Origin of the sequence: Arcticibacter sp. (assembly GCF_045629565.1) — a bacterium.
In the GTDB taxonomy this organism is placed as follows: domain Bacteria; phylum Bacteroidota; class Bacteroidia; order Sphingobacteriales; family Sphingobacteriaceae; genus Arcticibacter.
The window spans coordinates 1-19,181 of sequence record NZ_JAZQRL010000062.1 but is presented as its reverse complement, the minus strand read 5'-3'; the positions used below and the strand labels follow the sequence as shown (position 1 = coordinate 19,181).

Sequence of the window (19,181 nt, the reverse complement as noted above, 5' to 3'; positions counted from 1 at the left end):
ATCAGATTGCTTTAATTTAAAACCAGAGTCTGAACCCGGTCCGGGCCAACAGACAGGTACCTCACCGGTACGCCTACATGCTGCTCGATATATTTTACGTATGCCGATAGTCTTTCCGGTATTTCCTCCACCGTCTTGATTCCTGTAAGATCCTCATTCCAACCGGGGATTTCTTCCAGAATCGGCTTTGCCGGAACGCTGCAGATGTCATATGGCATGTAATCAATTGTTTCGCCGTTATAGTCGTAATGCGTGCACGCATAGATCTTATCGAAGCCACTCAGAACGTCTGCTTTGGTCATAACAAGCTCGGTAACACCGTTCAGCATGACGGCGTATCGAAGAGCCGGAATGTCGATCCATCCGCATCTCCTTGGTCTTCCTGTTGTTGCACCGAATTCATGTCCGATCTGACGAAGTTGTTCGCCTGTTTCATCAAAGAGTTCGGTAGGGAAGGGGCCACTGCCCACACGGGTGCAATAAGCCTTGAATATTCCGATCACAGAACCGATCTTTTGGGGAGCGATACCCAATCCGGTGCAAGCTCCGGCGGCAGTAGTGTTTGAAGAAGTAACAAAAGGATATGAACCAAAGTCGACATCCAGCATGGCGCCCTGCGCTCCTTCAGCAAGAACGGTCTTACCTTCCTGCAGGTATTGATTAACGAAGTGCTCGCTATCGACCATAGGGATAGATTTCAGGTATTCTATTGCATCAAAGAATGTCTTTTCTTTTTCGGAAAAATCAGGAATCTCTCCATAATGGGAGAGAATGGACTTGTGCTTGGCAACGAGCCTGTCATAGCGTTCCCTGAAGTCGGGAAGTTGTGCATCACCTACACGTAGTCCGTTTCGACCTGTTTTGTCCATGTACGTAGGGCCAATACCTTTCAGCGTAGAGCCAATTTTACCTTCGCCCATTTTGCTTTCCGACGCAGCGTCGAGAAGCTGATGTGTAGGTAGGATCAAATGAGCTTTACGTGCAATAACGAGCTTCTTAGCGGCTACAGGATCAAAGCCACTCGTTTTGAGATTGTCCAGTTCGCGCTTTAAAATTATAGGATCTATGACCACACCGTTTCCGATCAGGTTCATCGTTTTAGCGTTGAAGATACCGGAAGGAATAGTGTTCAATACATATTTTTGATTGTCGAACTCCAGGGTATGACCGGCGTTCGGACCGCCCTGAAATCTTGCGATCAGATCGTAATTTTGACTAAGGACATCAACGATTTTTCCTTTGCCTTCGTCGCCCCATTGGAGGCCTAAAAGTACATCAACTGCCATGAGTGATTGTGGTAATATTAATTTTTAGAATATGAATCACAGTAGCCTTCCTTCAGTTTGGAACAGTTACCGTAAAGATTAAGTGAATGATGCTTGATTTCAAATTTCAGAAGGTCTCCCATCATACTTTGAATTTGTCCGATTCTTGGATCACAGAATTCAACAACTTTTCCGCAATCAATGCAGATAATATGATCGTGTTGTTTGTAACCATAAGATTTCTCGAACTGAGCCATGTTCTTGCCAAACTGGTGTTTGGTAACCAGGTCACATGATACCAGGAGCTCCAGGGTATTGTAAACCGTTGCACGGCTTACCCTGTATTTCTTATTTTTCATATGGATGTATAACGACTCCACATCGAAATGATCGTTACGTGAATAGATTTCTTCAAGAATGGCAAAACGCTCAGGAGTTCTCCTGAGACTTTTGTTTTCGAGGTAAGCCTCAAAAATCTTTTTAACCATTGCTATAGTTTCTTGTAAAGGCATATTCTTTTTTAGACTCAGCGTTCAAATTTATCCAAAATATTAACAAAACTTAAATTTCTTTACGATGCCTTAGTAATGTTACGGGGTTCTGAGTCAAATCGGGTGACCGCGGTGACGCCTTTAACCTGTTTCAATTTTCGTATCAGGTTTTCGAGATGATGAGTGTCGTTTACATATACCATAATGGATCCTTCGAAAATTCCTTCATTGCTATCTACCGTAATGGATCTCATGTTAACTTTAAAGTCGTTAGAGATAACGGTGGTTAGTTTATTGATCAAACCGACCTCGTCTATTCCGGTGATTCTCAATCCGGTTAAGAAGGCAAGCTCTTTTTGCGAAGTCCATTTCGCTTTTACCACGCGGTAACCGTAGTTTGCCATAAGTTTGGCTGCGTTTGGACAATTGGTGCGGTGTATTTTGATTCCGTCATTAACCGTAATAAAGCCAAATACATCGTCGCCGGGGATCGGGTTGCAGCAGTTTGATAGCTTGTAGTCTATTTTTTGCAGATCTTCTCCAATGAGGAGGGTATCGCTTTCCTTGGCTTTAACCTTATTCATGATCCCCTCCAGCTGTGTGGCGGCGATCCTTTCAGGTGTACGGCCCTCAACGACCTTTTCAGAGGCCTGGAACTCTTTCAGGTCCTTCAGGTCTATTCCGCCTTTGGCGATAGTATAGAACAGGTCAAGTGTATTGTTAAACTTAAAGTAGAACGCGATTTTATGAATGTTTTCGGTGTTGTAGGTAATCTTAAGGGACTTTAGCTTTCTCTCCAGAATTTCCTTTCCTTCTTCAGCAACACGGCGTTTCTCTTCCTTGAGTGAGGACTTGATCTTCGATTTAGCCTTGGCTGTGACCACAAAGTTTAACCAGTCTTCTTTGGGCGATTGCTTACTGGAAGTGATAATTTCTACCTGGTCTCCGTTTTGTAATTTATGGGAAAGAGGTACAAGTTTATGGTTTACTTTGGCCCCTATACACCTGATGCCGATATCGGAGTGAATTTCGAAAGCGAAGTCAAGTGCTGTGGCATCCAGAGGTAGCTGCACCAGGGCCCCCTTAGGGGTGAAGATGAATATCTCATCTGAAAAGAGGTTCATCTTGAAATCGTCCAGAAAATCGAGCGCGTTCGACTCTGGATTTTTTAACAGTTCCCTTACTTTCTGAATCCAGAGATCCAGTCCGCTATCGGCCGAAGATTCTTTGTACTTCCAATGCGCAGCAAACCCTTTCTCGGCAATTTCGTTCATTCGCTGGGTTCTGATCTGCACTTCCACCCATTGACCTTTAGGGCCCATCACAGTGGTGTGTAAGGATTCATATCCATTGGCCTTGGGAGAAGAAACCCAGTCGCGCAAACGGTCAGGGTTAGGCCTGTACAGATCCGTAACGATAGAATATGCTTTCCATGCATCTGCTTTTTCCGTTTCAGGCTTGCTATCGAGGATGATCCGGATGGCAAAGAGATCATAGACCTCTTCAAAGGGAATTCCCTTCTTACGCATCTTGTTCCAGATGGAGTGGATGGATTTAGGTCTGCCATATACATCGGCATTTAATCCCTGGGCAGCGAGTATATCCTTAATCGGTCCGACAAATTCTTGGATGTATGCTTCCCGTTCCGCTTTTTTCTCGTTCAGCTTTCTGGCGACGAACTTATAAGTTTCCCTCTCGGTATACTTCATGGCAAGGTCTTCCAGTTCTGACTTCATGGCGTAAAGGCCCAGCCTGTGCGCGAGTGGTGCATAGAGATAGATCGTTTCTGAGGAAATTTTCAACTGCTTATCCCGCGGCATGTGGTCCATTGTACGCATGTTATGCAGACGGTCGGCCAGCTTGATCAGGATTACCCTCACATCGTCGGCGAGAGTTAACAGCATTTTACGGAAATTTTCTGCCTGAAGCGAACTATTGTAATCGAACACTCCCGAAATCTTAGTAAGACCGTCAATGATCTTAGCTACTTTTTTTCCGAATTCGCGTTCAATATCTTCCAGGGTTATCGCTGTATCTTCCACAACATCATGTAGAAGCGCGCATACGATAGAAGTCGTACCAAGGCCAATCTCCTGTGCAGCGATCTGTGCTACCGCAATGGGGTGGTAGATATAAGGCTCACCAGATTTTCTCCTCATATCTTTATGACTATCCAATGCAAGATCAAACGCCTGCCTTATCAGCTTTTTATCGCCCTTTTGCATAGTGGGCTTGCAAGCTTTTAATAGGGCTCTGTAACGCTTAAGAATTTCGTTCTTCTCCGCTTCAATATCTATCACCAATTCGTTCATCTTCAATTGCTCAGGATTTCGTATTCTTTATACTTATTTACAACTATTTGGGTTACATTTACGTATTGCCGAAATAAATATATATACGATTAAGGGTGTATATTTGTATTAACTAAGATATGAAAAAAATTACTGTTTTCTTAATGACGGTAATGTTATTAACCGGTTTCGCATACGGTCAGGAGAATAATGACATTCCGGTGAAAGGAATTAACGATACGATTCGTGTCGCGGTAACGCGGGACGATATGGGGAATATGATACCCTGGATTCCTCTTTCAGATGTATGGGTTACGAACACACGCATCTTTAAGTCTCCGGAGGCCAGACAAAAGTTCAACAGACTGAGGTATAACGTCCTTAAGGTACTTCCTTATGCGAAGTTCGCCCGCAACCGCTATAGCAGATTGCATGAGGAGCTTGAGCTGACAAGTAACAAAAAGGAGCAGAGAAAGCTCGTAAAAGCCTGTGAAAAAGAGATTAAAGAGATGTTTAACAAGGAGATTAAGAACATGACCATTACCCAGGGAGAAATTCTTATCAAATTGATAGACAGGGAGACAGGGAACAGCAGCTATGAGTTGGTCAAAGAGCTTAAGGGTGGTTTCAGGGCCTTTTGTTATCAGTCGGTTGCCAAGGTCTTCGGCCATAATCTGAAGCAGAAATATGACCCTGCGCAGGAACGTGACATTGAAAATATCATTCAGCGCTCAGGTTATTACGGCAGTTACAGCTTTAACTAACGAAATGATGACTTTTGTTTTTGTGTAAAGTCTTATTTTTGGCCTTACATGAAATTAGATATACTGGTCTTTGCAGTCCATCCGGACGATGCTGAACTTGGATGTTCGGGAACTATATTAAAACATAAAGCTGCCGGAAGGAAGGTGGGGGTGATAGACCTGACACGGGGAGAGCTTGGGAGCAGGGGCTCGGCAGAGATCCGGGATAGAGAGGCTGCCGATGCGGCTGCGATTTTGGGATTGGATGTCAGGGAAAACCTGGCTATGAGAGACGGTTTTTTTAAGAATGACGAAGCGCATCTTTTGCAGGTGATCCGGAAAATTCGTCAATATCAGCCTCAAATCGTTATTGGAAACGCATTTACCGACAGACATCCTGACCATGGCAGGGCATCAAAACTGATCAATGATGCGGTTTTTCTTTCGGGACTGGTTAAGATTGCCACGGAGATGAATGGTGTTCCTCAGCAACAATGGCGCCCTGACCTTTTGCTTCACTTTATTCAGGATACTTATATCAAACCAGATATTTTAATTGACGTAACCGAATTCTGGGAAAAGAAAATGGACTCTGTTCATGCTTATAAAACCCAGTTTTATTCGCCAGATTACGATGAGGAGAACCAAACCTATATTTCCAATCCGGATTTCGTGAAGGCAGTAGAGGCCCGGGGCAGAGATTTTGGTAAAAATATAGGGGTAAGGTATGCAGAGGGCTTCACATCATCCAAACTTCTTGGCGTTGAAAGTCTTTTTGACCTGAGATAGCGTGTTTAATTCTGGTTCAGGGCAGTAACTATCTGCTCCTTCATGCCAAGCAACCCGAATAGTCCGCCTGTATGAATCGCCAGAATGGTTGAGTCTTTCGGGAAGTGGTCTTCGCGGATCAGAGCGTAAAGCGCAAACATCATTTTTCCGGTGTAGACAGGATCCAATAGAATTCCGGTTGTTGAGGTGAAGTCTCTTATGAACCTAAGCAATTCGGGAGTAGTCTTTGCATAGCCGCCAAAGCTATATGCATCATGAAAGCTATAGGAAGGAGGGACGTCAAAATATGCGTTGATATCTTCTTTCAAAAAATCGGCGCCTTTCAGGGCCGGGATACAATGGCAGGTGGTACTTAAGTTGGCGTCTGTTACTCCTTTGACGAGCCCCGCGAAGGTGGTGCCTGTGCCAGCGGCACAGAATAAGTGGTCGTAATACTGGCCGAGCTCCAAAATGATCTCTGCACAACCTTGCATCGCAAGATGCCCGGCGCCCCCTTCATCTATAAATACCGTACTCGGATCGTGGGAAAACTTTTTTTCATACAGGCCTTTCTTATCGCGATAAGCACTACGGTCGGTAAAAATCAGTTGCATGCCGAATACCCGGCATAAAACGATTACGTCTGAATTGACGTCTTCGCCGCGAACGAACGCGGTGCTTTTTAAACCGTATTTTGCTGCGGCGCATGCTGTAGCCAGCAGGTGATTGGACCAAACGCCGCCAAAAGTCACCAGGTGATCCCGGTTATTTGCCTTCGCATCGCGAATATTTAACTTTAGTTTCCGCCACTTATTCCCTGATATAAAGGGGTGTATCATGTCATCACGTTTGAGAAATACCCTTATCCCTTTCTCTGCGAAGAGTGGATCATGAAGCTGTTCTTCCGGGCTGTATATCTGAAATTCGTTCATATTAGATGATAAGGGTCAAAAATAAAGTAAAATCTTACTTTTGTGCCATGTTGGAAGAACAAGATAGCGTTGAGCAGGAAGAACAGGACTTGTATGAACACTTTAATATAGTTGTTGATAAAGGACAGTCTCTTCTGCGTATAGATAAATTTCTGATGCACCGGATTGAAAACGCATCCAGAAACAGAATTCAGAATGCTATTGACGCAGGAAGCGTTCTGGTAAATGAGAAGGCGGTAAAACCCAGCTATAAGGTTAAACCGCAGGATGTGATTTCTATTGTCCTGGCACATCCGCCACGTGACACGGAAGTGTATCCGGAAAATCTTCCCATTAATATCGTTCATGAAGATGACGATCTTTTAATCATTAATAAGGTTCCGGGTATGGTGGTCCATCCCGGTTATAATAATTACTCGGGCACCCTCGTTAATGCACTGGTGTATCATTTTCAGCAGCTGCCGCAAATGCCGGGCAATGACGGAAGACCCGGATTGGTTCATCGTATTGATAAGGACACCTCTGGCTTGCTGGTCATCAGCAAGAACGAATATTCTATGGCTTATCTGGCGAAACAGTTCTTTGACCATTCTATCGAGCGTAAGTATCTGGCTTTGGTATGGGGCGACCTGACCGAAGACGGTACGGTGACCGGTTATATAGGCAGAAGTTTGAAAGACCGAAGGGTGATGGACAATTATGATGATGACACGCGTGGCAAGTGGTCTGTTACCCATTACCGGATTGTAGAGCGCCTGGGTTATGTAACGCTAATTGAGTGCCAGCTGGAGACGGGCAGGACGCACCAGATCCGTGCGCATATGAAGCATATTGGTCATCCTCTTTTCAATGACGCTATCTATGGAGGTGATAAGATCTTAAAAGGGACTATCTTTAACAAGTACAGGCAGTTTGTAGATAACTGCTTTCAGATCATGCCACGACAGGCGCTTCATGCACGTTCTCTCGGATTCGTTCATCCGAAAACTAAAAGGCCTGTACTTTTCGAGTCTGAACTTCCTGAAGATTTTCAGGGCGTTTTAGAAAAATGGAGAAATTATCTCGAGCATCATAAAGAGGGTTAGTGTTAAGTTTGAATGTAAGATGGGTTTTATCAATATAAACGGAGAAATTTTGGCGTCGGGGCAGGCTAATATCAGTGTATCAAACCGGGCGTTCAGATATGGAGATGGCTTGTTTGAGTCGATGCGCATGATGAGAGGGAAGCTTATGTTTGCAGATCTTCATGCACAGCGGTTGAGAGCGGGGATGGATGTTCTTCAAATAGAAGGAACCGCTGTTATTACCCAGGAATTCCTGGAAGACAAGGTGCGGCAGCTGGCGATACGTAATAACATTAAAGATAATGCCCGGGTGAGGCTGACTGTATTTCGCGATGCAGATGGTTTATACAGTCCATCGGGAAATGATATAGGTTACGTAATCGAAATGTCGCGTACCGATCAGGAGGATTATACGGCAAATTATAAAGGTTTGATTGCTCAGGTCTACGAGGATATGACGAAGCCGATCAACATGCTTTCTAATTTGAAAACCTGCAATTCCCTGTTATATGTAATGGCTGGTATATTTCGCAAGAAAAACTCGCTCGACGAAGTGTTTATCCTGAATCAGAAAGGCTTTTTGTGTGAGGGGATGAGTACGAACCTGTTTGTTCTTTATCAGCAGAACCTGTATACTCCATCTCTTGAGGAGGGTTGTATCGCCGGGGTGATGCGTTCGGTTGTAATCAGCCTTGCCGAAGAAAACGGGATTGAGGTAATAGAGGCTCAAATAAACCCCGATATATTGAATGTAGCCGATGAGGTTTTTGTTACCAATGCGACTACGGGTATCCAATGGATAATGGGCTTCAATGGAAAGAGATACTTCAATAAACTCTCTAACGAGTTTTTAGGTTATCTGAATGCAATTGCTTAAAACGTTTCGTCACTCTCGTCGAAAGTTGCTGCGTGGTTCAGAACGTATTTTAAAAATGCTAGTATTATTCCGATGCTGATGATAAGTACCATAACGATGTGTTTTAATTGTTTGCCACATAACAAATGTGAGTATTTAAACGTATTTATAATATGATTATCAGAGCGTAATAATATGATCTCTCGCATAATCTCACCATTGCAATATAGTGTTGGCGATTTTTGCTGGCTTTATGACTAACTCAGTTGATGCTTAGATTCTTTGTACTTGTACTCGCGTTTTTTTGTGCTTCACATGTTTTCTGCCAGGACGTAAAAGACATTTACGGCTCTGTCATGGACGACACGAACACGCCTGTGTCGTTTGCTTCAGTGTTTGTGAAGGATATGAACGTAAGCACGATGGCGAATGAGAATGGTTATTTTAAGCTGAGTCTTAAGTCGGGAACCTATACACTTATTTTCAGGTTTGTAGGCTACAAAAGTGTTGAGCGGGAGATTGAACTTATCGAATCCGTGCGTGAAGATGTGATACTGACGAAGGATAGCTACACGCTCGATGAAGTTCATATTACGGAGAAAAAGGAAGATCCTGCCAATTCCATTATTCGAAATATTATATCGAAGAGGAGATACTTACGGTCTACGCCTTCTTATGAGTGTGACGTTTACACGAAGGGTGTTCAGAAGCTGATGGATGCTCCAAAGCGTATTCTCGGCGAGAATGTGGGGAAAACGCTGCATCTGGATTCAAACAGAAGGGGAATTTTGTATCAGTCGGAAACCCAGTCAAAGCTTTTTTTCCGGTATCCTGAACGTAAGGAGATTATGCTGGCATCTAAGGTAGCAGGCGATAACCAGGGTTTCAGCTTTAACCGCGCACTTGATCTTCAAATCAACTTTTATGATAATACGATAAAATGGGCTGCGTTTGGGAATCTGCAGTTCGTATCACCTGTTGCCGATAATGCCTTCCAATATTATTCTTTCCGACTGATGGGGACGATAGTGGAAAACGGTCTTGAAATTGAAAAGATTAAGGTCAGCCCGTTAAAGAAGTATGGTCCGACTTTCAGCGGCTTTATTTATGTTATTAAGGGGGACGGGCGTTTGTATAGCGTCGATCTCTACCTTACTGATGAATCGAGGATTAATTTTGTCGATACGATGCATATCTCCCAGCATTACCGGGAAGTTCAAAAGACGCATTGGCTGCCATCTGACATCACAATACGCTTTAAGGGTAAGGTGCTGGGATTCGAATTTGCGGGTTATTATACGGGTTTGTACAGCAACTATATACCCAATCCGGTATTTCCGGATAACTTTTTCAGAGATGAGATACTGCGTATTGAGGCGGATGTAAATGGGTATGATGATACCTGGTGGAATGAAAGCCGGCCGGTACCCTTGACCGAAGAGGAAGAACGGAACTATGCTGATAAGGAAAACGTCTTCAAAAAGACGGAATCCAAAACATATAGAGATTCCATACAGAAGGAGACCAATAAGTTTAAGCCTATCAGATATGCGTTGGTCGGACAGCGGATCGAGAATATCGAGAACAACAGCTATTGGTTTATTTATCCGTTGCATAATACCGTATTTTATAATACGGTGGAAGGCTGGGGGGCCAGGCTGAGAGCTCGTCATGTAAAGCGTTATGGCTTTAAGCGTTCTCTGGAGATCGAGCCTAACCTGCGCTATGGTTCTTCCAGCAAAACGACGAATGCAAATATTGAAGTCACCTATCGTGTTGATACGTTGCGTCATGCGAGTGTTTCTTTCAGAGGAGGGAGTGACTTTCTCGATTTGAACAGCCGTGGTACAGTAAACCTTTTTTATAACACGCTTACCACGCTTTTCGAGGGAAAAAACTATTTAAAGCTATATCGGTCAAACTTTGCAGCGTTTAGTGCTCAAAGAGAAATCCTCGACGGGCTAATGCTAAATGTAGGAACAGAAGTCTCCAGGAGGATTCCTATGCGAAATTCTTCATTTTCTTCCATCTTCGACCGTACCGCAAAAATGATCACATCGAATAATCCGCTGAATCCGACAACGGAAGAAGATGTGTTTCCTGTGAATAACGCCTTTAGCATCGAGGGGAAAATCTCGTATACTTACGGGCAGAAGTATACTACCCGGCCCGATGGCAAGATATATGAGCCGGCGAGATATCCAACCATCATGTTGAATTACCGGAGGGGGATACCGGGGGCATTTAATTCGGTGGTAAATTATGATTTTCTTGCGATAGATCTCTTTCAGGATAAGATTTCTGCCGGATTATGGGGATACAGCTCCTTTTATATTTCTGCCGGGAAGTTTCTTAATTCGAAGTCGCTGTTTTATCCTGATATGAGGCATTTTACCGGTAACCAGACCGCTATTTACAATCCACTGTTTCCGAATTTTCACTTTCTTGATTTCTATGCTTATACAACCAATGACCGGTATGTTGAGGCGCATTATGAGCATAACTTTGCGGGGAAGTTCCTCAGTAAGGTTCCTCTTATAAGAAAGCTGAAGCTTGAGGAGATTATTGGAGGAGCGGTATTAGCGCAGCCGGTGACCAATTATCAGGAAGCGTATATCGGACTACAGCGGCTTGTGTTCAGGATTGACTATGGTCTATCGTGGACGCCTGATAAAAAAGTTTATCAGGCTTTTCGTCTCTTCTACGGCTTTTGAGTTTCGGTAGATAACCCACCTTTATATCCTTACATCCTTTTGGATTCCGTCAATGTGTCTAAAGTCTTCTATTCTTTTAATTTGACTTTATTTGTGGGATAATTCCGTTAATGGCTTATTTTTTAGGATCTTTTTTACTTATTTTCATCTATTTTATTTTATAAGAGAGGTATTTCAGCAAATATTTTGCTTTTTTTTATATAAAATCGCAATTATGTTTAATTTGTGACATTAATTATTTAATTTCATTTGACAATAACTTAAATCTTGGATAAATGAAAAGAGTATTACCATTTTTATTACTGATAGTCGCAGTTATACTGGGATTGGTTTTTCCATCGGTTGAGCCGGTGATGGCTAAAGAGAGCACTATTGATTCAGGAGACACTGCCTGGCTGCTCGTTTCAACAGCGCTGGTCTTATTAATGACGCCTGGCCTCGCATTCTTTTACGGAGGGATGGTAAGAAAGAAAAATGTGATCTCCACTATGTTACAGAGTTTCGTCTGTATGGGTTTGATTACTGTTTTATGGGTGGTTTTTGGGTTCAGTCTTGCCTTCGGAGATGATATCGGAGGAATTATTGGAGATCCTTCCACGTTTTTTATGATGAGAGGCATGTTGGGTGATTCGTCCTGGTCAATGATGCCTACGGTTCCTCTGGTGCTCTTTGCGATGTTCCAGCTAAAATTTGCGGTGATAACGCCTGCGTTGATTACCGGTGCTTTTGCAGAGCGTATCCGTTTCAATTCCTATCTGATCTTTCTTTGTCTGTTTATGATTATTATATATGTTCCTCTGGCGCATGCTACGTGGCATCCGGAAGGAATACTGTTCCAAAAAGGTGTGCTCGATTTTGCCGGAGGAACTGTAGTTCATATGTCTGCGGGCTGGGCAGCGCTTGCTTCTGCCATCTTCTTGAAAGGCCGGACTTCTCCGGAACATGCGCCGGCACGGATCAGCTATGTTATGCTTGGAACCGGACTGCTTTGGTTTGGTTGGTTTGGTTTTAATGCGGGCTCTGCAGGAGGTGCCGGGCCGCTTGCCGCAACAGCGCTTGCAACCACTACTACCGCTTCCGCAGCAGCGGCAATGGCCTGGGTGTTCTTTGATATGTTCAGAGGGAAGAAACCAACGGCAATAGGAGCCTGTATTGGAGCGGTGGTCGGACTAGTGGCCATTACGCCGGCCGCAGGATTTGTGTCTGTGCCACACTCACTGGTGATAGGTACTGTTGCAGCCGTGGTTAGCAACCTGGTGGTGATCTGGAGGGGCAGAACAAAGATCGATGATACGCTGGACGTTTTTCCTTGTCATGGCGTAGGCGGAATGGTGGGTATGTTGCTTACTGGTGTATTTGCCAATCAAAATGTAAATGCCGGAAATACGACGGGAAATGGTCTTTACTTTGGCGAGACACATTTGTTCTTTACTCATCTGATTACCTTGATCGTGGTGTCGGTTTTTGCATTTGTTGGATCCTATGTCCTCTTGTTGGTAACCAATGCCATCAGCCCGCTCAGGGTTTCTGAAGAAGATGAGATCCTCGGTCTGGACGCGACACAGCACGGCGAAGAACTTTAGTCACATTCTTACTATTTAACGCGCTTAACACCCACCTTAAATAAGTGGGTGTTTTTTTTGGGCTGTATAATTGCCTACATTTGCGTCTTTATGGAAGCACATTCGTTACGCAGAAACCGCCCTGTAGCAATATGGTTATACATTGGGGCAATCATGATCGTTGTACAGATCTTGCTCGGAGGAATTACCCGTCTTACGGGCTCCGGATTATCCATTACAGAGTGGCAACCCATCCTCGGTGCTTTGCCTCCGATGAATGAGGAAGCGTGGCAGCAAGCTTTTCAGAAATATCAGCAGATAGCGCAGTATAAATACATTAATAACCACTTCAGTCTCGAAGACTTTAAAGCGATTTATTTTTGGGAATGGCTGCACAGAGACTGGGGGCGCCTTTTGGGCTTCGTATTCCTTTTTCCGTTTATCTACTTTGTTGTAAAAAAGAAGATCGGAAAGTCGATGATCGGCCCGATGATCATTTTATTTCTGCTTGGCGGACTACAGGGTGTGATTGGATGGATCATGGTGAAGAGTGGAATTGGAACCGATCTGGTGTATGTGAGTCATATTCGCCTCGCTGTTCACTTTATCGCCGCCCTGGTACTTCTTGCCTACGTGATCTGGTTTGCACTAAAAATCACTGTTCCAAGCGAGAGACTTACGAACAACAAGCCGTTGAAGCAACTGAATTTCTGGTTGCTGGTTGTGATCACGATCCAATTGGTATATGGTGCATTTATGGCAGGAACGCATGCTGCATTAGCAGCACCTACCTGGCCGGATATAAACGGGCACTGGGTGCCTTCACATCAAATGTTGAATCAGGGAAGTTTTATTGCCGATGTTACACACAATCTTATCAGTATACAGTTTATACATCGTACCCTGGCTTATCTTATTACCATTTTGGTAGGTATCTGGACATTTAAATCTGCGAAGTTGAATAAAACCAGTGTGTTGTATCAAGTAAGATTTTTTCCGTTAGCTGCTGTTTTGGTTCAGGTGCTGCTTGGGGTTCTCGCCCTGCTGAACAGTATGAATGACATGATGTTGACATATAGTATCTTACACCAATTTGGAGGAATTGTGCTGATGTCGATAATGGTGTTTACTTATTTCTATAGCAGAGGCGGGAAAGTGAGAGGTTAACAAAAAACACTGCCTATGTCAAACAGATTAATCAACGAAACGTCTCCCTACCTGCAGCAGCATGCGTATAATCCTGTTGACTGGTATCCGTGGGGGGAAGAAGCATTGTCGAAAGCGCGCGCCGAGAACAAACTTATTCTTGTTAGTATCGGATATTCGGCGTGTCACTGGTGTCATGTCATGGAACATGAGTCTTTTGAAGATGACTCAGTGGCCGCGATTATGAACGATCATTACATCTGCATCAAGGTAGACCGCGAAGAGCGTCCGGATGTTGATCAGATCTATATGCACGCTGTGCAGCTCATGACAGGACAGGGAGGATGGCCGTTAAATTGCATATGCCTCCCGGATCAGCGACCGATATACGGAGGTACATACTTTCGAAAAGACGACTGGAAAAATGTGCTGGCTCAGCTAGCCGACTTCTGGAAGGAAAAGCCGCAGGAAGCGATCGGATACGCTGAAAGACTTACTGAGGGAGTGCAGCAGGTTGAAAAGCTTAATCTTTCCACGGAACATATTGAGTATGCTCAACAAGATCTGCAGGATATTTTCAGACCGTGGAAAAGAACATTTGATTTTGAAGAAGGAGGTTACAAACGTGCTCCTAAGTTTCCGTTGCCAAACAACTGGCAGTTTATGCTTCGTTACGGACATCTGATGAATGATGTGTCGGCGAAAGAAATTACTCATTTCACCCTGAACAAGCTGGCCTATGGAGGAATATATGATCAGATAGGCGGGGGTTTTGCCCGGTATTCTGTTGACGCGGAGTGGCATGTCCCGCATTTTGAAAAGATGTTGTATGACAACGCTCAACTGGTTAGTCTTTATGCTGAAGCTTATCAGTCAGAACCGCAGGTATTGTACAGGCAAGTGGTTTATGAGACACTTGATTGGGTGGAAAGGGAAATGCTGTCGGAGAAGGGTGGTTTTTACTCAGCACTTGACGCCGATAGCGAAGGTGTTGAAGGGAAGTTCTATACTTTCACACTTGCTGAGTTAGAGACGATATTGGATCCTGAAGAAGGAGCTGTATTCAACTCGTTTTATTCCATAACACCGGATGGAAACTGGGAAGAAGAACATACTAATATTCTGAAGCGGTCAGTCGACATGCATGACCTTGCTGAAAAGTTGGCTCTTTCTACGGATGCTGCAGAAGCTCTGCTCTCTACCGCAAAGTCGAAAGTATTTGCCTACAGGAGCAAACGAATAAGACCAGGACTTGATGATAAGATTATAGCGGGTTGGAACGGCATGATGTTGAGGGGGTACGTAGACGCTTATAAGGCTTTTACTGACGAGAGGTTTCTTCGTATTGCCATACGCAACGCTGATTTTATTCTTGATAATCTGGTCGACCAGGGTGGTGTAATGCGCAGGATTGATAAAAGGGAGGGTGCAAACGGAGCTCCTTTATCCGCTTTTCTCGATGACTATTCTTTCGTGATTGACGGTTTTATCGCCTTGTACGAGGCTACGTTTGATGAGCGCTGGCTGAATGAAGCGAGACAACTTTGTGAATATGTAATAAAGAACTTCTTCGATCCGGGCACAGGACTTTTCTTCTATACTTCGCAGACAGATAAGGAGCTCATTGCAAGAAAGCATGAGATTATGGACAATGTTATCCCGTCTTCAAACTCATCTATGGCACTTAACCTTTTCAAATTAGGACATCTATTTCAGGAAGAAATGTATCTTTCGCAGTCGGCCGAAATGCTGAGAACGGTATTCCCGTCTATAAAGACGTATGGATCTGCCTATTCCAATTGGGGGATTTTATTGATGAACGTTGTTTTTGGCGTTTACGAAATAGCGATTACGGGTTCAGAAAGCGAGCGACTGAGGCGAGAATTGGAAAATAATTTCATTCCGAACAAAATTCTCTTGGGAGGAAGCTCAGGAACATTACCTTTGCTGCAGGATAAATTTGTTGGGGAAACTAAAATATTTGTTTGTAAAAACAGAACTTGCCGCTTGCCTGTTACAACTGTATCCGAAGCATTAGGGCAACTTACTTAATTTTTTAGGGGTCTGTGTTTCTTTTTTGAATAGAGCAGACCGAATTTATACAATATGAAAATTCAACCAAACAGCGTGGTGGCGCTTACATACGATCTGTATACCACTCAAGATGGAGAAGAAGTGTTCGTGGAGAAGGCAACAGAAGAACAGCCTCTGGTTTTTCTTTATGGTGTTGGAATGATGCTTCCAAAATTCGAAGAAAACTTAACAGGGCTTGGAACCGGAGACACGTATGATTTCCATTTAACCGCTGCTGATGCATATGGCTTGAAAGATGATAACGCTGTAACGGAGTTGCCTTCTGATATGTTTCAGGGGATGGATGTACCTGAAGTAGGTTCAGTTCTTCCTTTGCAGGATAATCAGGGCAATCAATTCCGCGCTCGTGTTACAGGTGTGTCCGAAACGGGTGTTCACGTCGATCTGAACCACCCGATGGCGGGACAGGATCTGCATTTTAAAGGTCAGATCTTAAATGTACGTGAGGCTACAGAAGAAGAGCTTTCTCATGGTCATGCCCATGGTGCTGACGGCCATTCAGGTCACTAATTATTCAATAACCCTATTTGTTAAAAGCCATTTCGAGTTTTCGGAATGGCTTTCTCGTTTTTAGTCTTTTCTGATAAGTATTTAAGCGTATAAGCCTAATTAAATAAATAGTCTATAGTTTTTGTAGATTATTTATTTGCTTTTATATTTGGGGAGTTGGACAGGCGACTTTCTACCTGATGGTCAGGTAGCAGGAAGCATACAGCGTCTGACAAACTCAATATGATAAAAAAAATATCCGCGTTATTTATAATCTCATTTCTTCACGGATGTTCAACTGACACCGCTCGTGATCAGGGCTCTCAGATAGAGCAAGCAAATATTAGGGAGGAGCGCTCGAAGGATTGGCCGGAAAGCTTCGGCTTGGGAAGGATGGCAGACGATGCCAGGATATCGTCTGTAGATATTGATGTCAGGCCAGATGGAAAGGGCTTACCCTCCGGATCAGGAACCGTCGAATACGGGAGGTCTGTATATCTTGCAAAGTGCGTTTCCTGTCATGGCACGAGAATATCCAGCGGTGTCTACGACCGTCTTTTCGCTTATGACGAAACGAAAGTACATCCTGATTCACTTAAAAAAAGTAAGCGTACGAAGACGATCGGTATTTATTGGCCTTATGCCACCACATTGTACGACTACATCAACAGGGCGATGCCTTTCAATGCGCCAGGCTCTCTTCAGCCAAGGGAAGTTTATGGCCTGACGGCTTATTTGTTATATGAAAATGGTATCATCGGTGAGGATATGGTTTTAACAGCGTCATCACTTCCACGTGTGAAGATGCCGGCTCAAAAGAGATTTGTAAATGATGATCGCAAGGGTGGAGCGGAGGTTAAATAGAATACCACTTAATGGAAATAATCAATATGGATAATCCGGGTGGCGGAAAGAAAATTAGTCGCAGAAAATTGCTGTTGGGTGGAGCAGCGACTGCCGCAGTCGTTTTGGTAAAGTCGTCTTTCGGAAAGATAGTGCAGACCTCACTGCCTGAATCGTCGGGACTGCTAGCCGACCCCACCAAACTGCTTGGGACGTTTCCCGGAGAAATCGGTACACGATCTGGATTCGAGTCTTTGGCTAAGAAGCCCACTTTCACATCCTCGCGAACACCGATCCAGTCATTATACGGTACAATCACACCGTCGGACCTGCATTTTGAGAGACATCATGCTGGTGTTCCGGTAATGGATCCGGGGAAGTATGAACTGTTGATTCATGGTATGGTGGATAGCTCTATGGTTTTCTCGCTGGATGACCTGAAGCGGTTCCCTTCTGTCACCCGGATTGCTTTTCTGGAATGTTCGGGAAATTTCCGGACTGGTAAGCTTGAGATGTCTCCGCAGGATATCTGCGGACTCACCAGTCAAAGTGAATGGACAGGCGTCATGTTGTCTACGTTGCTGAGAGAGGTGGGCGTGGAGTCAGGAGCCAGCTGGCTCCTGGCAGAAGGCTCAGATGCTGCGGTTATGACGAGAAGCATTCCCTTGAGAAAGGCACTTGATGATGCAATGATCGTTTATGCGCAAAATGGAGAAGCCATCCGACCGGAACAAGGTTATCCTGCCCGTTTGTTTTTGCCGGGCTGGGAAGGTAACACTTCGATTAAGTGGATCAGAAGAATTGAAGTAGGAGATCAGCCCTATATGACCCGGGAAGAGACTTCTAAGTATACGGAAGAAGTTAAAGACGGTAAGATCCGGCAGTTTAGTTTTGAAATGGATGCACGATCCATTATCACATATCCCGCTTTTCCGCAACATATTGAAAGGGGATGGGTAGAGATCAGGGGGATAGCGTGGAGCGGACGAGGCCGAATTGTAAAGGTGGAAGTTAGTACGGATGCAGGCAAGAGTTGGTATACTGCGAATTTGCCAGGACCAGTTTTGGACAAAGCCCATACTCAGTTTAAATTCCTGTGGCAATGGAATGGTGATGAAACGGAGATACTGAGTCGCGCAACGGATGAGACGGGATATCTCCAGCCAACTATGCAGCAGTTGATAGCAGCAAGGGGCGAAAGTATGGGCGGATATCATCTGAACCCAATTACTGCCTGGTATATCAGGAGGGACGGTCAGGTGTTACACCGGCCTGAAAGATGAAGAATTAATCGTGTTCATTGTCTTTTATTCCGCGGAGATTGGCGTACATTTAATCTCATAAATCAATGACTAAAAGGTTATATGCGCACAGGTGGCGTTCTTTTAGTGCTGATGCGTTTTAATACAAAATGAAAGAGATTATAGAACTGCAGCTTAAGACTAAGGAAGATCAATTGGTGCTTGTTGAAAAGCGGATCCGGATTGCTCAAAGGATTGAAAGTAAGAATATGGGTGCAAGCTGGGATGAAATGCAGGAGTTCCTGGGGCATTCTTATGAGCACATTGAAGGGGTGGAAAACAGCGGAGAGCAATTGATAGATCCCGTTTTGTTTGTTGAGATGAGTAATAGCCTTGTTGTTTCGGCGAAACGCATAAAGAAAGATATCGAGAAGCTTAAAAGTTCTTTGGCGAAGCTTAAGTAGGCCTAGCCTTTTATAGATAAGAGTTTGTTGATGATGTTAAGTAAAAAAAAGCCCTCCATTGCTAAACGGAGGGCTTTTTTGCAGTCCTGCTAGGGCTCGAACCTAGATCTTCAGAACCAGAATCTGACGTGGTAGCCATTACACTACAGAACTGCGTCAAAAATACGATAAAATTTATTTATTGTAAATGGAAATTTGCTTTTTCTAGTAGAAATGCA

The 19,181-nt window shown here is 44.1% G+C and carries 16 protein-coding genes and 1 tRNA gene; 12 read left to right on the top strand and 5 right to left on the bottom strand.

The window, feature by feature from the left end:
• Positions 1-11 precede the first annotated feature (11 nt).
• From ACKI5J_RS07915 to ACKI5J_RS07905, 3 genes are read right to left on the bottom strand one after another with little or no spacing between them, the layout of a single operon-like run.
• Entirely contained in the window at positions 12-1,286 is a 1,275-nt protein-coding gene (locus tag ACKI5J_RS07915; protein WP_407428261.1) for an adenylosuccinate synthase, read from the bottom strand.
• A 17-nt stretch (positions 1,287-1,303) separates the two neighbouring features.
• The gene (locus ACKI5J_RS07910; RefSeq protein ID WP_106293323.1) at positions 1,304-1,777 is read right to left on the bottom strand and encodes a Fur family transcriptional regulator; all 474 of its coding nucleotides are present in this window, start codon (positions 1,775-1,777) and stop codon (positions 1,304-1,306) included.
• Positions 1,778-1,836: 59 nt separating this feature from the next.
• A complete protein-coding gene (locus ACKI5J_RS07905) occupies positions 1,837-4,068 on the bottom strand; it encodes a RelA/SpoT family protein (protein ID WP_407428259.1) in 2,232 nt (743 codons plus the stop codon).
• A gap of 119 nt (positions 4,069-4,187) precedes the next feature.
• Here ACKI5J_RS07905 and ACKI5J_RS07900 point away from each other — a divergent pair, with 119 nt between their 5' ends.
• Together ACKI5J_RS07900 and bshB1 are read left to right on the top strand one after the other, a co-directional pair.
• Positions 4,188-4,811, top strand: coding sequence for a DUF4294 domain-containing protein (locus ACKI5J_RS07900; RefSeq protein WP_407428257.1), 624 nt, complete (start codon positions 4,188-4,190; stop codon positions 4,809-4,811).
• 48 nt (positions 4,812-4,859) lie between these two features.
• Positions 4,860-5,579 carry a bacillithiol biosynthesis deacetylase BshB1 gene (gene bshB1, locus ACKI5J_RS07895; RefSeq protein WP_407428255.1) on the top strand — a complete coding sequence of 240 codons (720 nt, stop codon included), beginning with the start codon at positions 4,860-4,862 and terminating at the stop codon, positions 5,577-5,579.
• A gap of 5 nt (positions 5,580-5,584) precedes the next feature.
• On the opposite strand, the gene ACKI5J_RS07890 is transcribed toward bshB1, so the two are convergent.
• The gene (locus ACKI5J_RS07890) at positions 5,585-6,490 is read right to left on the bottom strand and encodes a 1-aminocyclopropane-1-carboxylate deaminase/D-cysteine desulfhydrase (RefSeq protein WP_407428253.1); all 906 of its coding nucleotides are present in this window, start codon (positions 6,488-6,490) and stop codon (positions 5,585-5,587) included.
• Positions 6,491-6,537: 47 nt separating this feature from the next.
• Here ACKI5J_RS07890 and ACKI5J_RS07885 point away from each other — a divergent pair, with 47 nt between their 5' ends.
• From ACKI5J_RS07885 to ACKI5J_RS07840, 10 genes are all read left to right on the top strand, one after another.
• Positions 6,538-7,575, top strand: coding sequence for an RluA family pseudouridine synthase (locus ACKI5J_RS07885; RefSeq protein ID WP_407428251.1), 1,038 nt, complete (start codon positions 6,538-6,540; stop codon positions 7,573-7,575).
• A gap of 19 nt (positions 7,576-7,594) precedes the next feature.
• Positions 7,595-8,431, top strand: a complete 837-nt coding sequence (locus ACKI5J_RS07880; protein WP_407428249.1) for an aminotransferase class IV — start codon at positions 7,595-7,597, stop codon at positions 8,429-8,431.
• A gap of 248 nt (positions 8,432-8,679) precedes the next feature.
• Positions 8,680-11,124 (top strand): DUF5686 and carboxypeptidase regulatory-like domain-containing protein, encoded by a 2,445-nt coding sequence (locus tag ACKI5J_RS07875; protein ID WP_407428247.1) that lies wholly within the window; start codon positions 8,680-8,682, stop codon positions 11,122-11,124.
• Between the two features lie 275 nt (positions 11,125-11,399).
• Positions 11,400-12,707, top strand: coding sequence for an ammonium transporter (locus ACKI5J_RS07870; RefSeq protein WP_407428245.1), 1,308 nt, complete (start codon positions 11,400-11,402; stop codon positions 12,705-12,707).
• A gap of 90 nt (positions 12,708-12,797) precedes the next feature.
• Positions 12,798-13,853: a COX15/CtaA family protein gene (locus ACKI5J_RS07865; RefSeq protein ID WP_407428243.1), complete on the top strand. Its 1,056-nt coding sequence runs from the start codon at positions 12,798-12,800 to the stop codon at positions 13,851-13,853.
• Positions 13,854-13,868: 15 nt separating this feature from the next.
• Positions 13,869-15,884, top strand: a complete 2,016-nt coding sequence (locus tag ACKI5J_RS07860; RefSeq protein ID WP_407428241.1) for a thioredoxin domain-containing protein — start codon at positions 13,869-13,871, stop codon at positions 15,882-15,884.
• A gap of 54 nt (positions 15,885-15,938) precedes the next feature.
• Complete coding sequence (locus tag ACKI5J_RS07855; protein ID WP_407428239.1) at positions 15,939-16,436, top strand: peptidylprolyl isomerase; 498 nt, start codon at positions 15,939-15,941, stop codon at positions 16,434-16,436.
• A 222-nt stretch (positions 16,437-16,658) separates the two neighbouring features.
• Positions 16,659-17,279 carry a c-type cytochrome gene (locus ACKI5J_RS07850; RefSeq protein ID WP_407428237.1) on the top strand — a complete coding sequence of 207 codons (621 nt, stop codon included), beginning with the start codon at positions 16,659-16,661 and terminating at the stop codon, positions 17,277-17,279.
• Positions 17,280-17,290: 11 nt separating this feature from the next.
• Complete coding sequence (gene soxC, locus ACKI5J_RS07845; RefSeq protein WP_407428235.1) at positions 17,291-18,541, top strand: sulfite dehydrogenase; 1,251 nt, start codon at positions 17,291-17,293, stop codon at positions 18,539-18,541.
• 128 nt (positions 18,542-18,669) lie between these two features.
• Complete coding sequence (locus ACKI5J_RS07840; RefSeq protein WP_407428233.1) at positions 18,670-18,963, top strand: hypothetical protein; 294 nt, start codon at positions 18,670-18,672, stop codon at positions 18,961-18,963.
• Positions 18,964-19,044: 81 nt separating this feature from the next.
• Here ACKI5J_RS07840 and ACKI5J_RS07835 read toward each other — a convergent pair.
• Positions 19,045-19,116 (bottom strand) — tRNA-Gln (locus tag ACKI5J_RS07835).
• Positions 19,117-19,181 lie beyond the last annotated feature (65 nt).